Raw genomic sequence first — 14,330 nt, forward strand, 5'->3', positions numbered from 1 at the left:
TCTTTTCGTAGGCATATTGCCTAAAGGAATCGCAGGACCTATCTTCTGGGAAAGCTGAATCGACAAGCTCCTGAAGAAGAAAGGAGACGGCCCATGGAAATCGCTCCCACCCGTCCGTCGGCGAAAATTCTGATGTTCCCTCTGGCAGCAAGCAAATCTGCCTCAAATTTAGGCGCGAAGGCGAAATTCGCGGCAGAGCTCGCTTCGTTGCGTACCACGTACGCCGATTTTGACGGCTGGTATCACGAAGCAGCCGTCGAGGAAGAAAATCATCGGAAAAGCTGATCCGCTTCTTTCGGCCACTGACATGAAAAGCCCGGCGTGATTGCTCACGCCGGGCTTTTTCGTTGGCACATGGATCCGATCGGCTAATCCTTGGCGTGCAAGTTGGTGCCGAGCGTGTCCTTGACGAAGAGCATGCCGATGACGAGCGTGATCGCCGCGATCACCACCGGATACCAAAGGCCGTAGTAGATGTCGCCCCTATAGGCGCTGAGCGCGAACACCGTCGCAGGCAGCAAGCCACCGAACCAGCCATTGCCGATGTGATAGGGCAGCGACATGCCGGTGTAGCGGATGCGGGTCGGGAACATCTCGACCAGGATCGCCGCGATCGGGCCGTAGACCATGGTAACGAGCAGCACCAGGAGGAACAGGATGCCGATCGTCATCGGCCAGTTCACGGCCGCCGGATCGGCGAACATGGCGAAGGCGCCGCCGCCGGGGATATTATAGACGGTGACCTCTGGCGCGCCCGCCGCCTCATCCGTGGTCAAGAGCTTGTCCTTGACCGCCTGATCGGTCGGCATTGCTGCCTTTTCGCCGCCGCGGATGGCGGCGGCATCAAGTTTCAGCTCAGGGTTGGCTGCGATGAAAGCGTCGAGCTTCTGGTCAGCGACCTTGATCGCTGCCCGCTTCAACGGATAACCGCCGTCCTGCAGCGACATGTTGACCGCCTTGACGAAGGCAGCGTCCTTGGCCTTGGCCTGATCGCCGGCGGCAACCGCGTCGTAGGATGTCACCGTCTCGTTACCGATCTTGACCGACGCAGCCGTCCCGGGCGCGGCCGTCGACACCACGTCATAGGGAACCGAGTTCTTGGTCAGGAACGAAGTCGCGATGTCGCAGGACGTCGTGAACTTGGCTGTACCGACCGGATTGAACTGGAACCTGCAGTCTCCGGGTGCCGCCGTCACCGTTGCCCGCGTGCTCTGCTGCGCCTTCGCAAGCGCCGGATTGGCGGCCCAGGTCAATGCCTTGAACAGCGGGAAGGTGCTGACAATGGCAAGCGCAAGGCCAGCCATGATAATCGGCTTGCGGCCGATCTTGTCGGACAGCCAGCCGAAGACGACGAAGAAGATCGAGCCAAGCGCCAGCGCAACGGCGATCATGATGTTGACCGACTGCGCGTCGACCTTGAGCACGTTCTGCAGAAAGAACAGCGCATAGAACTGACCATTATACCAGACCACGGCCTGGCCGGCGGTAAGGCCGAACAACGCCAGCAGCGCGATCTTGGCATTCTTCCACTGGCCGAAGGCTTCCGAAAGCGGCGCCTTGGATCCCCTTCCTTCGTCCTTCATCTTCTGGAAGGTCGGCGATTCCGAAAGCGACAGCCGAATCCAGATCGAAACGGCGAGCAGCACGAAGGACACGATGAACGGAATGCGCCAACCCCAGGCAGCGTAGGTTTCCTTGCTCAGTGATCCCTGGACGATGAGGATAACGATCAGCGACAGAAACAGCCCGAGCGTCGCCGTCGTCTGAATCCAGGACGTGTAGAAGCCACGGCGATCATCCGGCGAGTGCTCGGCAACGTAGGTCGCCGCCCCACCATATTCGCCGCCGAGCGCCAGACCCTGCAGCATGCGCAGGAATATCAGGATTACCGGAGCGGCGATGCCCAAAGTCGCATAGCCGGGCAGCAAGCCAACCAGGAAGGTCGACAGGCCCATGATCGTCATTGTGACGAGGAATGTGTATTTGCGGCCGACAAGGTCACCAAGGCGGCCGAACACCAGCGCGCCGAACGGGCGCACGAGGAAACCGGCGGCGAAGGCCAGCAGCGCGAAGATGTTGCGTGTCGCCTCGGGAATGGTCGGGCTGAAAAAGGTCGAGCCGATAAAGGCCGCCAGTGAGCCATAGAGATAGAAATCGTACCATTCGAAAACAGTGCCGAGCGAGGAAGCGAAGATGACTTTCTTCTCCTCTCGCGTCATGCCGCGGCTCGTTCCGCCGGCGGTCGATGCCATTGCCATTGATATGTCCTCCCGTGAGACCCTTGCCCTCGATGCCACGCCAACGCCCGCGTTCTCCTCCGAACGCAGACTCAAAAAAGCGGAGCCATCAGGCAAAAAATGGCAGAAAGCACCCGCCGACGGCAGAGCGACGATGGGATTATGACTTTGGTATTAGGTGCGGTGCGGTAACGGTCCGGGCTCAGGCCTTGAGCGCCTCGAGGAGGCCGACCGCGGCCATCATGTCACGCTTGCGGGCAGCGCGGCGCGCGACCGCTTCGGCGTCCTGCCCCCATTGCTCGATCTGCCAGTCCTCGTCGACATGGCCGGCGGTCCAGGCGGCCTCCACGTCGAGCTCACCGAAATCGACGGCCAGCGCCAGCAGCGCCGAACCGGTCAGCGAGGTCATCAGGTGAATCGCGGCCAGGCGCAGCGGCTCGGCGCGCTGATTGAGATGACTGCCCAGAACGGCGATCGTCTCGCGCGGCTGCTCGACATGGATGATGCCCTCGGCAAGGTTGAAGCGCGCCCCGAATGCGGCGCGCGCCCAATCGATGACGGGATCCCACTGCTCGTTCTGCCGGTCAACCAGCCCCTGCGGCGCGTCGGCGCGGTAGCAGAGCAGGTCTGATGAGGCAAAACGCAGTATGTCTTCCAGCACCGCCTGCGGGTCGCTGGCGACGCCATCGATGGCGGTGTTGACCAGGCGCATTACCGGCATCGTCACCGGATTGATCGTCTCGCCCTGTTCGGCGAATTCGGCGGCAACCAGACCGGCTACCGCCTCGGTCGGCAGCGCCAGCAGCGCCTTGCCCGGCGTGCGCACGGGCCTGCCGTCAAGATGCACGGCGAAACCTTCCTCTACCGGCGCAACCGAAACGGTCTTGTAGAAGCGCTTGGGCAGCGGTGTCTTCATCTGGATCTGGGCGCGCCGCACCGGATCCGGATCGGAAAGATACTTACCCGCTTCGAGGTCGTTGAGGATGTCACGCATGAAAAATCTCTCTCACACCGGTGTCAGCTTGCGCGCCGGCCGGTTGACGATGATCAGGCCCGCCGCAATCAGGCCAAGCGCCAGAAAAATGCGAATGGTCAGCGGTTCGTTCAAGATGATTGCACCGCACAAAACACCAAAAACCGGCGACAGGAACGTGAAGCTGGACAGGCTCGACGCGGGATAGCGACGCAGCAGCCAGAACCAAAGGACATAGGTGAAAGCGACAATGTAGATCGCCTGGAAAAGCAGCGCCAATGTCGGCAACAAGGAGGCATCGCGCACTGGCGGACCAGCGAGAGGCAACACCAGTATGCCGACGACCGCCGCGCCGGCGAGTTGATAGAGCAGCAGCTTCTCGGCGCTGGCTTCAACCAGTTTCGAGCGTTTGATGAGAATATTGGTCAAGGCCCAGAAAAATCCGGAGCCGAGACTGAGGAGATCGCCGAACAGCATGTCCCCGCCGCCGCCAAGCTTGTCTGAAAAGACGGCGGCAAGGCCGGCGAAGGCCAGCAGCAGGCCAAGGAACTTGCGCATGGTGATCTGTTCGCCAAGCAGGAGGTGACCGCCAATCAGCATCCAGAACGGCATTGTGTTGACCAGCAGCGTGTTGCGGGCAACCGTCGTATGCTCCAGGCCGACATAGAGGCAGAGGAACTCGACGCCGAAAAGCGCACCCACGACAAGGCCGGCAAGCAATGTGCCATCGCGGGTGAACAGAGCGATGCCACGCCATCGGCACCAGAGGAAGACGCAGAAACCGCCAATGATCGAGCGTGCGATCGACAGGAAGACGGGATCGTAGCCGGCATAGGAGATCTTGGCGGCGACGTAGTTCAGGCCCCAGGAAAAGGTCAGGCCGACCATGATGGCGGCGGCGGCCATGTCGACTGTGTCGCGCCGATCGAGCGCGTCGGTGGCGCCGCTCAAGGTCAGTCCTCCGCGCTGGCGTCGTCGAAGCCGATCAGGTTCCAACTCTGGCGCATATGCGGCGGCATCGGCGCGGTCACATCGATGACGCCCTTGTCCGGGTGCGGAATGATGATGCGGCGCGCATGAAGATGCAGTCGGTTTTGAATACCGCCCGGAAAGTCCCAGTTGGTGTCGGCCTCGAAATATTTCGGGTCGCCGATGATAGGGCAGCCGATATAGGCGGCGTGGACACGGAGCTGATGGGTGCGGCCGGTATAAGGCTCCATCTCCAGCCAGGTCATGGTCTGCGCCGCCTGCTCGATGATGCGGTAGTAGGATACGGCGTGATCGGCGCCCTTTTCACCATGAGCAGCGACCCGGACACGGTCGCCGTCCTCAGTCGGCTCCTTGATCAGCCAGGTCGAGATCTTGTCCTCGCGTTTCGGCGGCACACCCTTGACCAGCGCCCAGTAGGTCTTCTTGGTTTCGCGGGCGCGGAACGATTCCGACAGCTTCATGGCGGCCAGCCTCGTGCGGGCCACGACCAGCACGCCCGAGGTGTCGCGGTCGAGCCGGTGAACCAGTCGCGGCTTTTCGCCCTTCTGGTTGCGCCAGGCTTCCAGCATGTCGTCGACATTGCGGGTGACGCCCGAACCGCCCTGCACCGCAAGGCCCGCCGGCTTGTTGAAGACGAAAACCTTCGGGTCCTCATGGATAAGCATTTTCGCCAGGACGTCGGCATCGCCCTGGTTGCGGATCGAATGGCCGGTCAGCGCGCTTTCGCCCTTCTTGTCGACCTCGAGTGGCGGGATGCGCACCACCTGGCCAGGCTCGACACGGCTGTCAGCCTTGACGCGGCCGCCATCAACGCGGATCTGGCCGGAGCGCAGCAGCTTCTGCAAATGGCCGAAACCAAGGCCCGGGAAATGGGTCTTGAACCAGCGATCGAGCCGCATGCCCGCCTCGCCGGCCTCCACCGTGATCTGTTCAACGCCTGCCATTTTTTCTTCGCTTACCCATTTCCAAAAGCAGGGCTCGGCCTGCGCTTGGCGCGGCAATAGCACTAAGGCAGGCTTCTTGCGAGCCAAAGACCCAAAAACAGGGCGATGATGGCGCCAACGACGCTGGTCAGTGCATATCCAAACGCCGGCAACGTGGCTCCTCGTTCCCACAGCGTGGCGAAATCGAGCGAAAAGGCGGAAAAAGTGGTGAAGCCGCCCAAGATACCAGTGGCGACAAACAGCCTGACTTCGTTCGGCCCGCCGCGACGCGCCATGGTGGCGATGAACAGGCCCATGGCAAAGGAGCCGAGGATGTTGATCGCCATGGTGCCCCAGGGATAGTTGGGGCCGACAAGGCGCAGCGCGCCCATGTTGGCGAGATGGCGGATGCCGGCGCCGATACCGCCGCCGAGGACAACAAGAAGCAGATTGAACATCGCCGTTTACTGCCCTTGCAAGGGCGGCGGCGTCAACCCGTCCCGTCAAGCCCCCGCCGGCGCCTCCGGAACGGCGCAGATGGCCGAGCGTGTCAGGAACCGTCTCTCGCGCCCATTGTCGAGCGAGAACATGCCACCCCTACCCGGCACCACATCGATGGTAAGGTCGGTGTGCTTCCACGCTTCATATTGCGAAGCGCTGATGTAGACCGGCGTTCCGCCGATCTCGCCCAGCATGACGTCATTGTCGCCGACGATGAAGTCACCGCGGGGATAGCACATTGGCGAGGAGCCGTCGCAACAGCCGCCCGATTGATGAAACAGCACCGGGCCGTGGTCGGCGACGATCTCCGCCAGGAAAACAATGGCTTCCGGCGTGGCCGAGACTTTTCCGAGCGAAACCTTGTCGGACATGCCTTTCTCCTTCTCATCCCCAAACCATCCAAGGCGCGGCTGATGGAGCCGCGCCTTGGATCACGCATGATACCCGGGGGATCATGCGCCGCCTCGAGAGGCAATCAGAAGAAACCCAGCTTTTTCGGGCTGTAGCTGACCAGCATGTTCTTGGTTTGCTGATAGTGGTCGAGCATCATCTTGTGGTTTTCCCGTCCGATGCCGGACTGCTTGTAGCCGCCGAAAGCCGCGTGCGCGGGATAGGCGTGGTAGCAGTTGGTCCAGACACGACCGGCCTGGATGGCGCGGCCGAAGCGGTAGCAGCGGTTCGCGTCACGGCTCCAGATACCGGCACCAAGGCCATAGAGCGTGTCATTGGCGATCGACAATGCCTCGTCATCATCCTTGAAGGTCGTCACCGAGACCACCGGCCCGAAGATCTCCTCCTGGAAGATACGCATCTTGTTGTGACCCTTGAACACGGTCGGCTTGACGTAATAGCCGCCGGCCAGATCGCCCGGCAGATGGTTCTGTTCGCCGCCGGCCAGCACTTCGGCGCCTTCCTTGCGGCCGATGTCGAAGTAGCTCAGGATCTTTTCCAGCTGTTCGCTCGATGCCTGTGCGCCGATCATGGTTGCCGGATCGAGCGGGTCGCCCTGGACGATCGCCTCGACGCGCTTCAATGCCTTTTCCATGAACCTGTCGTAGATCTTCTCATGAACCAGTGCCCGGCTGGGACAGGTGCAGACCTCGCCCTGGTTCAGCGCGAACATGACGAAGCCTTCGAGGGCCTTGTCGAAGAAGTCGTCATCTTCCGCGGTCACGTCCTGGAAGAAGATGTTGGGTGACTTGCCGCCGAGTTCGAGCGTCACCGGGATGAGGTTCTGGCTGGCATATTGAGAGATCAGCCGGCCCGTCGTGGTCTCTCCGGTGAAGGCGATCTTGGCGATGCGGTTCGATGAAGCGAGCGGCTTGCCGGCCTCGAGTCCAAAGCCGTTGACGATGTTGAGCACACCATCCGGCAACAGGTCGCCGACCAGGTCCGCCCACAGCATGATGGTGGCGGGTGTCTGTTCGGCGGGCTTCAGCACCACGCAGTTGCCGGCGGCAAGTGCCGGCGCCAGTTTCCACACCGCCATCAACAGCGGGAAGTTCCAGGGAATGATCTGACCAACGACGCCAAGCGGCTCATGGAAATGATAGGCGACGGTGTCGTGGTCGATCTCCGAGATGCCGCCTTCCTGGCTGCGTACGGCACCGGCAAAATAGCGGAAATGGTCGATCGCCAGCGGCAAGTCGGCCGCGGTCGTCTCGCGGATCGGCTTGCCATTGTCCCAGGTTTCGGCAAGCGCCAGGAGGTCGAGATTGTCTTCCATGCGATCGGCGATGCGGTTGAGGATCAGCGCGCGGGCGGCGGCGCTGGTCCTGCCCCACGCATCCTTGGCCTTGTGCGCGGCATCGAGTGCCGCCTCGATGTCCCTGGCGTCCGAGCGAGCGATTTCGCCCAGCGGCCGGCCGGTCACCGGCGATATGTTCTCGAAATATTTTCCGGAAAGCGGGGCAACCCATTTGCCGCCGATATAATTGTCATAGCGCTTGGCGAAGGGAACCTTGGCCGTGCGGGAAAATTCCACCTTGTTCATCGTCTTCCTCCCAAGTGGCAGCGTCACGGGATGTGGCGCCTCGTTGGGAAGAGTTGCGGACGGGGTCAGCTTTGTCAGCCCCGGCTCCGGCATCCGCCAGCGCGGACTGTCGCAGATCTGCGACAGTCACCGGCTCAAAGCTCAGTGCGGACGACGGATGCCGAAGCGGGCAAGCTTGCGGTGCAGGGTCGCCCGCGAAATGCCGAGGCTGCTGGCAGCCGCCGACACGTTGCCCTCGGCGCGCGCCATGGCCCTCTGGACCACGCCACGCTCGGCTTCGTCCAGATCTTCCGCCGCCCTGGCCAGGTTGCCCAGAATGTCCGCGGCGGGGAGACCCCTTGCCAGGATCTGCTGGGTGATGCCGAGGCCAAGACGCGCCGAGCGTGTTGCGCCGATCACCAAATCATCGCCATTGACGGCGATCAATGCGCTGGCGCTGCGCTCGGCGACCGGTGCCAGCAGGATGCGGGCATCCGAAAAAACGATGCGGAAATTCTCGGCCTCGATGCGACGCGCGGCGTCCCCCACCGCGATGGCGATAAGGTTGACGAAGCCTTCGGTCAGGTCCGACCGGCAAGATGAAACATCGAGGGCGGCCGCCAGATTGCCTTCATGATCAAAGATCGGCGCCGTGGTGCAACTGAGCAATGTGTTGCGCGAAAAAAAATGCTGGTCGCGGTGAATGGTGAGCGCACGCTGATCGGCAAGGCAGGTGCCGATGCCATTGGTACCCTCGGAGTCCTCGCTCCATACCGTGCCTGTCCACAACCCCCATTCGTCGAACGTGTCGTCATCCGCAACGGCGCCGCGGCGCTCGACAGGAATGCCGTCCCGGTCCGCAAGCAGCACACAGCAGCCAACGCCGCCCACGGCGAGGTAGAGACGATCGAGGCTCGCATCCGCGGCGCGCAGCAGCGGCTCTATGCGTTGCCGGGCCTCGCTCAACTCGCTTTTGGTGAGACGCTGCGGCGCCTTTCGTTCGGCTGGATCAAGGCCGTGCAATGTGAGCGATCGCCGCCAGGACGCAACCAGCGCCGAACGCGCGGCATCGCTGCCGGCGATGGCTGACTGGATGAAATCCGCATGATGAACCGTAGGCTGCCGTCCGCTCACCTTATCCTCCAAAGGCGATTGTCGCTTCCAACCCGAGCTGCGTTATATCCACTCAGACATATCCGCAGTATGGAGTTGTAGGCACGGAAGCGCGGCGGCGCTATTGGACGATGGTGCAACAGGTGAGAAGGAGGGCGTGATCGTAGTCTGCCCGAAACCGCCAACATGACCGTCACCAGTCAGGCGTTGCCCAGCCCGGATACTTTTTCCTGAACTCACTGTACAGGGCATCGACTTCGGTTCTGCTGACCGGGCGCAGGCGAGCCACGAAGCGTTGGTGTCCAGAATGGCGTGTAGAGGATGGCCGCGATCCAGACCGCAAAAGCGGGCCGCGCACGAGTGGCCTTCAGGCCCAGCCACATAGCCGCCGGCGAAGCCGGCAGCGTCAGCGAATTTCAGTTCAGGTGGTTTCGACCTTCTTCGGCTTGGTCGAGCCGATCATTTTCCAGTTCTTGTAGAACATCGAATTGATGCGTTCGACGCTGACCGACACGACAGCGAGCATGCCGGCGATGAGTCTTGGGAACGGGGACGGCCTGATAATGTCCATGAACACGCAGTAACGGCGGCCGTCATACTCGTTGACCGAACGGTGCAACAGCGTGTCGTCGAAAATGAACTGCGGATTGTCGTACCAGTAGTTCTTGACGTTGCCGCATTCGACGAAGATTTCCGCCTTCACCGGGATCAGATTGTAGAGGATGCGCAGGCTGAGCCGCAGCGGCCCGAAGTGCCAAGAGGTCGATTCGCGCTTGCTGAAAACCGAAACGGCGATGGTCTTGATGTATTTGAAATCCTTGTTGAATTCGGCGACGTTGTCTATTCTGTGCTTGCCGTACCATTGATAGACATACATGCCGCGCCGACCGGCACCGAAATTGGCGTCGATGTCGGCGATGATCTCGTCCTTGCGCGCCTTGAAGATGTCCAGGACCTCATTGACCTCGCGCTGATAGTCCTCCGGAAACTGCTCCAGCTTCCACACGCCGGGGTTCCTGTAGCACAGGAGATCAACCAGCAGGTTGAACGGCGAAAGCAGCCAGGTGAAGAGGCCGTTGCCAAGAAAATAGCCGCTGAACAGCGCCAGATCCTTCCGGTCGTTGCGCAGCACGTCAATCAGCCCGCAAACGATGAAGATCGTCGTGAGGATGGGGATGAAGTAAAAGCCAAGGGCGAGAAGTGGGATGGCGATGGCGAATTTGCGAAGGGATTTGCGAAGGGTTTTTGTCATTTTTCCACGCGCGAAGCGCGATCCTGTTGCGAATGAGTGTGCCAAATCTCGACAACGGCCACCGCCCGGCCGTGCGCCTTGATAAGATTTTTTGGGTCGCCGCACAACGCCACGACTGCGTGGCCTGGCAGCTGCCTGGTGGAATTTGCCAGACTTCGGTCAATGAACCACTGGGGTCAATGCACCGCCGGCAAGCCGAGCTCGTCCCATTTCTCCCTGGCCACGGGATCGCCGACCAGGAACTCAAAGCCGATGACGCTTTCGCCGTCTTGCGCGAGCTGGCATTTGAACTTGAGATTATACCAGTTTTTGCGACTGCGGAAAGCCGCGCCATCCGCGGCGATCGTGGTGCCGCGGACCTTCTCTTCGGCCGTTGCGTAAGCCACGACGCGCTCCGGCTGAAAGTCCGCGCGCCATCGCCGGATCTGGTCCATGGCTTCGAGATTGCACAACTGCACCATGCGCTCATCGGAAGCGAAGGTCGCAAGATCGGCACGCGCCTGCCGGCTGCGCGGATCGGCGAGCGTCTTGCCCGACAGCATGTCGGTCGGCCGGACCATGGCCGGCGCGGTGGGTGATTGAGATCGAGGAGCACTCGGCGGTGGTGACGGCGCTGGCGCCTCTGGTGCCGAAGGTCGTGCTGGCGCTGGCGGCGGCCTTGTCGACGCCTCGAACTGCTGGGGCGTCAGAATGCCGACCGACACCCGCTCCTCTTCCAGCCGCTTCGGCAGCTTCGGCAGCGGCATGAGAGCCAGCGTCGCGGCAAGCAGAGCGTGGAGAACGACGGAGGTCGAGATACCCCATGGCGAGGCCTCGCTTCGAAGCGTGACGACCACCGGGCCGCGCAAGTCAGCTAGTCCCGTTCCTTGCGCAGCTTCGCCCAGTAGTCGAGCCGCTTCCTGATGTCGCGCTCGAAACCACGCTCGGGTGGATCGTAGAAGGTCTGGCGGCCCATCTTCTCCGGAAAATAGTCCTGGCCCGAAAAAGCGTCCGGCTCATCGTGATCGTAGCGATAGCCCGCGCCGTAATCCTCTTCCTTCATCAGCTTGGTCGGGGCGTTGAGGATGTGCTTTGGCGGCAGCAGCGAGCCATGCTCCTTGGCAGCGCGCGTGGCCGCCTTGAAGGCGGTGTAGACGGCGTTGGATTTGGGCGCTGTTGCGAGATAGACAGTGGCCTCGGCAAAGGCCAGTTCGCCCTCCGGCGAGCCCAGATAGTCATAGGCGTCCTTGGCGGCATTGGCGACGACCAGCGCCTGCGGGTCGGCAAGGCCGATGTCCTCCATCGCCATGCGCACCAGCCGGCGGCCGAGATAGAGCGGATCCTCGCCGGCATCGAACATGCGCGCGAGATAGTAGAGCGCGGCGTCCGGGTCCGAGCCGCGCACCGACTTGTGCAGCGCCGAGATCAGATTGTAATGGCCGTCCTGGCCCTTGTCGTAGATCGGCGCGCGGCGCTGGACGATGCGCTGCAGGCCTTCGGGATCGAATATCTCGCCAGGCTTGGCCGCGCGCCAGACCTCCTCGGCGAGTGTCAGCGATGCACGTCCGTCGCCATCGCTCATGCGGATCAGCATCGCCCGCGCCTCGTCGTCGAGCGGAAGCGCCCTGCCCTCCGTGGCCTCCGCGCGCGTCATCAGCTTGGCGATGCTCTCCTCGCCGAGTGAATGAAAGACCATGACGCGCGCGCGCGACAGCAACGCGGCGTTCAATTCGAAGGACGGGTTCTCGGTTGTGGCGCCGACCAGGACGACCGTTCCATCCTCCATGACAGGAAGAAACGAATCCTGCTGGGCGCGGTTGAAGCGATGGATCTCGTCGACGAAAAGCAAGGTTTGGCGGCCGTTGGCGCGGCGCAGCTTCGCCGCCTCGAACACTTTCTTCAGGTCGGCGACGCCGGAAAAGACCGCCGATATCTGTTCGAAGGCCAGGCTGGTCTCGCCGGCAAGCAGCCTTGCCACCGTGGTCTTGCCGGTGCCCGGCGGGCCCCAGAAGATCATCGAGCCCAGCGAGCCGGAGCCGATCAGCCGGGTCAGCGCGCCATCGGGGCCGGTCAGATGCTCCTGGCCGACCACCTCGCCGAGATTTCTGGGCCGCAGCCTGTCGGCCAGCGGCCGTCCGGGCGGCGCCTTTTCCGGTTCATCGACGCTGAACAGATCGGCCATTTATGTCTTCAGGTTGGAGCACGACCGCTCGGGCCGAACTCAGTAACGCAACACCTGGCGCAGTATCTGCCCGCCGCGCTCGACGGTAAAGCGCCACCAGCGCGTATCCTGCTGGGCTACCTGCGCCAGCGTCGCGGCGGTGTCGATGGTGGTGCCGTTGACCTCGCGCACGATATCGCCCGGCTGGAAGCCGAAATCGGCGGCCGGCGAATCGCGGTTGATATCGATCACCGTGACACCTTTGAGATCCGTACGCAGGCCAAGCTTCTGGGCAAGCCTTGGCGACAGTTCCGCGACCTTGGCGCCCGAGAACGGGCTGCGGCCATGCAGCGTCACTTCCGAGGCTTTTGCACCCTCCGGCGCGCGCTCCAGCGCAATGTCCATGGCTGCTTGCTGGCCCTTGGTCAGGATCGCGAAATTCGCCTTGGTGCCGATCGACAGCGTCGCCATGCGATAGTCCAGCGCCTCGATGCTCTCGACGGGCTTGCCGTTGATCTGCAGCACGACGTCGCCCGCCTTCAGCCCAGCCTTACCCGCCGGTCCGGTCGCTTCGACGGAAGAGACAAGAGCTCCTGCCGGTTTCTCCATGCCAAGCGATTCGGCGATCTGCGGCGTCACCGCTTCGAACTCGGCGCCGATATAGGGCCGTTCGAAGAAGTCGAGGCCGGCCTTGGCGGCATCGGCAAAAGCCCGCACCATATTGGCGGGGATGGCAAAGCCGATGCCGATCGAACCGCCGCTGCGGCTGTAGATGGCGGTGTTGATGCCAACCAGTTGGCCACCCATGTTGATCAGCGCGCCGCCGGAATTGCCGGGATTGATGGCGGCGTCGGTCTGGATAAAGTAGCCCGAATCCGAGACGCCGATATGGCTGCGGGCAAGGGCCGAAACGATGCCGCTGGTGGTGGTTTGGCCGACGCCGAACGGGTTGCCGATAGCCAACACAAGATCGCCGACCTCGAGCGCGTCGGAATCGCCGATGGCGATAACCGGGAACGGCTTGTCGGACTCGATCTTGAGCACTGCGAGATCGAGCGTCTCGTCCTTCAGCATCACCTTGCTGGTGAATTCCCGCCCGTCGGCCGTCGCCACCTTGACCTCGTCGGCATCCTTGATGACGTGGAAATTGGTGACGATGACACCGCTCGGATCGACAAGCACGCCAGAGCCGAGTGAGGACTGCGCGCGCGGCTGCGCGCGGCCGAAAAACTCCTCGAAGAACGGATCGCCTTCAAAAGGCGACGTGACCTTGGCCGTCTGCGAAGCATAGACGTTGACCACGGCGGGCGCGGTTTGCTTGACCAGCGGCGCGAACGAAAGCTGCACCTCCTCGCGGCCGAACGGCACGCGCTTGTCGGGCCCAGAGGTGGCATTCTCGCCTTCAACGCCATGCAACAGATCGGTCAGCACGTCCGACAGGCCCGGATCGGCTGGCTTGGCGGCGTCCTCGGCCAGCGCCTGCCGGACTGCCGGTGCGGCTGCGACCACCATGAAGGCGCAGAGCAGAACAAGGGACAGTCTTTTGGCGCGCATTCGCGAATCCTCCAAGGCAAGTTCGGGCGCATTGTCCCGACGATTGTGCAAAATGAAAGGCTAAGCCGCTGAAATCCGATTATTTTCACGCCAGAACATGGTGATGGGCGCGCCCCGACGCATGCAGAACATGAAAAAGGGGCCCGCAGGCCCCTTCAATTCATTCCGGAAAAACGGGGCCTTATGCGGCCGCGGCTTCCGCGTCGGTGCCTTCGGCTTCGAGGCGGGCGCGGTCGCCGGCGCCCTTGGCCGAGGTGTCGCGATCGACGAACTCGATGACAGCCATCGCGGCATTGTCGCCGTGACGGAAGCCCGCCTTCATGATGCGCAGATAGCCGCCGTTGCGGTTGGCGTAGCGCGGGGCGATGGTGTCGAACAGGCGCTTGACGACGCCTTCATTGCCGATCTGCGCGATCACCTGACGGCGGGCATGCAGGTCGCCGCGCTTGCCGAGCGTCACCAGCTTCTCGACGATCGGACGCAGGTCCTTCGCCTTCGGCAGGGTGGTGACGATCTGCTCGTGCTCGAGCAGCGACACGGCGAGGTTGGCGAACATCGACTTGCGATGGCTAATGCTTCGGGCGAAGCGGCGGCCTTTGAAACCGTGGCGCATGGCTCTTTTCCTTCTTCAGTTGTTCAAGAGGCCAAGGCCTCTGATGGTTTTCCGCATGACCG

The 14,330-nt window shown here is 62.3% G+C and carries 14 protein-coding genes; 1 reads left to right on the forward strand and 13 read right to left on the reverse strand.

Translation table 11 applies throughout. The annotated features are described in order from the left end of the window. Nucleotides 1-93: 93 nt before the first annotated feature. Nucleotides 94-285 carry a DUF2735 domain-containing protein gene (locus EB230_RS21220; protein ID WP_081294729.1) on the forward strand — a complete coding sequence of 64 codons (192 nt, stop codon included), beginning with the start codon at nucleotides 94-96 and terminating at the stop codon, nucleotides 283-285. Between the two features lie 83 nt (nucleotides 286-368). Here EB230_RS21220 and EB230_RS21225 read toward each other — a convergent pair whose 3' ends face one another. The 13 genes from EB230_RS21225 to rplQ all read right to left on the reverse strand — a co-directional run bounded on the left by EB230_RS21225 (nucleotide 369) and on the right by rplQ (nucleotide 14,268). Next, nucleotides 369-2,258 carry an MFS transporter gene (locus EB230_RS21225; protein WP_056568018.1) on the reverse strand — a complete coding sequence of 630 codons (1,890 nt, stop codon included), beginning with the start codon at nucleotides 2,256-2,258 and terminating at the stop codon, nucleotides 369-371. Between the two features lie 181 nt (nucleotides 2,259-2,439). Beyond that, on the reverse strand, nucleotides 2,440-3,231 hold the full coding sequence (locus tag EB230_RS21230; protein ID WP_172373915.1) for an ATP12 family chaperone protein: 792 nt from the start codon (nucleotides 3,229-3,231) through the stop codon (nucleotides 2,440-2,442). A gap of 12 nt (nucleotides 3,232-3,243) precedes the next feature. Next, the gene (locus EB230_RS21235) at nucleotides 3,244-4,116 is read right to left on the reverse strand and encodes a DMT family transporter (RefSeq protein ID WP_056568077.1); all 873 of its coding nucleotides are present in this window, start codon (nucleotides 4,114-4,116) and stop codon (nucleotides 3,244-3,246) included. A gap of 47 nt (nucleotides 4,117-4,163) precedes the next feature. Then, the gene (locus tag EB230_RS21240) at nucleotides 4,164-5,144 is read right to left on the reverse strand and encodes an RluA family pseudouridine synthase (protein WP_056568026.1); all 981 of its coding nucleotides are present in this window, start codon (nucleotides 5,142-5,144) and stop codon (nucleotides 4,164-4,166) included. Between the two features lie 62 nt (nucleotides 5,145-5,206). Beyond that, on the reverse strand, nucleotides 5,207-5,581 hold the full coding sequence (gene crcB, locus EB230_RS21245) for a fluoride efflux transporter CrcB (RefSeq protein ID WP_056568029.1): 375 nt from the start codon (nucleotides 5,579-5,581) through the stop codon (nucleotides 5,207-5,209). A 45-nt stretch (nucleotides 5,582-5,626) separates the two neighbouring features. After that, entirely contained in the window at nucleotides 5,627-5,995 is a 369-nt protein-coding gene (locus tag EB230_RS21250) for a DUF779 domain-containing protein (protein WP_056568080.1), read from the reverse strand. Nucleotides 5,996-6,099: 104 nt separating this feature from the next. After that, nucleotides 6,100-7,617, reverse strand: a complete 1,518-nt coding sequence (gene adh, locus EB230_RS21255) for an aldehyde dehydrogenase (protein WP_056568032.1) — start codon at nucleotides 7,615-7,617, stop codon at nucleotides 6,100-6,102. 141 nt (nucleotides 7,618-7,758) lie between these two features. Continuing rightward, nucleotides 7,759-8,730 carry a helix-turn-helix domain-containing protein gene (locus tag EB230_RS21260; RefSeq protein WP_172373916.1) on the reverse strand — a complete coding sequence of 324 codons (972 nt, stop codon included), beginning with the start codon at nucleotides 8,728-8,730 and terminating at the stop codon, nucleotides 7,759-7,761. 400 nt (nucleotides 8,731-9,130) lie between these two features. Continuing rightward, a complete protein-coding gene (locus EB230_RS21265) occupies nucleotides 9,131-9,961 on the reverse strand; it encodes an aspartyl/asparaginyl beta-hydroxylase domain-containing protein (protein WP_056568035.1) in 831 nt (276 codons plus the stop codon). 176 nt (nucleotides 9,962-10,137) lie between these two features. Continuing rightward, entirely contained in the window at nucleotides 10,138-10,809 is a 672-nt protein-coding gene (locus EB230_RS32720) for a DUF930 domain-containing protein (protein ID WP_246738832.1), read from the reverse strand. Between the two features lie 5 nt (nucleotides 10,810-10,814). Next, nucleotides 10,815-12,122 (reverse strand): replication-associated recombination protein A, encoded by a 1,308-nt coding sequence (locus tag EB230_RS21275; protein WP_172373917.1) that lies wholly within the window; start codon nucleotides 12,120-12,122, stop codon nucleotides 10,815-10,817. A gap of 39 nt (nucleotides 12,123-12,161) precedes the next feature. Further along, the gene (locus EB230_RS21280) at nucleotides 12,162-13,655 is read right to left on the reverse strand and encodes a DegQ family serine endoprotease (RefSeq protein ID WP_056568045.1); all 1,494 of its coding nucleotides are present in this window, start codon (nucleotides 13,653-13,655) and stop codon (nucleotides 12,162-12,164) included. Between the two features lie 181 nt (nucleotides 13,656-13,836). After that, complete coding sequence (gene rplQ, locus EB230_RS21285) at nucleotides 13,837-14,268, reverse strand: 50S ribosomal protein L17 (RefSeq protein WP_010909289.1); 432 nt, start codon at nucleotides 14,266-14,268, stop codon at nucleotides 13,837-13,839. Nucleotides 14,269-14,330: the final 62 nt, after the last annotated feature.

It is taken from the genome of Mesorhizobium sp. NZP2234 (assembly GCF_013170765.1).
GTDB classification, from domain to species: domain Bacteria; phylum Pseudomonadota; class Alphaproteobacteria; order Rhizobiales; family Rhizobiaceae; genus Mesorhizobium; species Mesorhizobium loti_D.

What these genes read in the sequence shown, in the direction of transcription:
- crcB (WP_056568029.1), bottom strand. Translation starts at nt 5,581, where the DNA reads ATGTTCAATCTGCTTCTTGTTGTCCTCGGCGGCGGTATCGGCGCCGGC.
- EB230_RS21220 (WP_081294729.1), top strand. Translation starts at nt 94, where the DNA reads ATGGAAATCGCTCCCACCCGTCCGTCGGCGAAAATTCTGATGTTCCCT.
- EB230_RS21235 (WP_056568077.1), bottom strand. Translation starts at nt 4,116, where the DNA reads ATGGCCGCCGCCGCCATCATGGTCGGCCTGACCTTTTCCTGGGGCCTG.
- EB230_RS21240 (WP_056568026.1), bottom strand. Translation starts at nt 5,144, where the DNA reads ATGGCAGGCGTTGAACAGATCACGGTGGAGGCCGGCGAGGCGGGCATG.
- EB230_RS21280 (WP_056568045.1), bottom strand. Translation starts at nt 13,655, where the DNA reads ATGCGCGCCAAAAGACTGTCCCTTGTTCTGCTCTGCGCCTTCATGGTG.
- EB230_RS21275 (WP_172373917.1), bottom strand. Translation starts at nt 12,122, where the DNA reads ATGGCCGATCTGTTCAGCGTCGATGAACCGGAAAAGGCGCCGCCCGGA.
- rplQ (WP_010909289.1), bottom strand. Translation starts at nt 14,268, where the DNA reads ATGCGCCACGGTTTCAAAGGCCGCCGCTTCGCCCGAAGCATTAGCCAT.
- EB230_RS21225 (WP_056568018.1), bottom strand. Translation starts at nt 2,258, where the DNA reads ATGGCAATGGCATCGACCGCCGGCGGAACGAGCCGCGGCATGACGCGA.
- adh (WP_056568032.1), bottom strand. Translation starts at nt 7,617, where the DNA reads ATGAACAAGGTGGAATTTTCCCGCACGGCCAAGGTTCCCTTCGCCAAG.
- EB230_RS21230 (WP_172373915.1), bottom strand. Translation starts at nt 3,231, where the DNA reads ATGCGTGACATCCTCAACGACCTCGAAGCGGGTAAGTATCTTTCCGAT.
- EB230_RS21265 (WP_056568035.1), bottom strand. Translation starts at nt 9,961, where the DNA reads ATGACAAAAACCCTTCGCAAATCCCTTCGCAAATTCGCCATCGCCATC.
- EB230_RS21250 (WP_056568080.1), bottom strand. Translation starts at nt 5,995, where the DNA reads ATGTCCGACAAGGTTTCGCTCGGAAAAGTCTCGGCCACGCCGGAAGCC.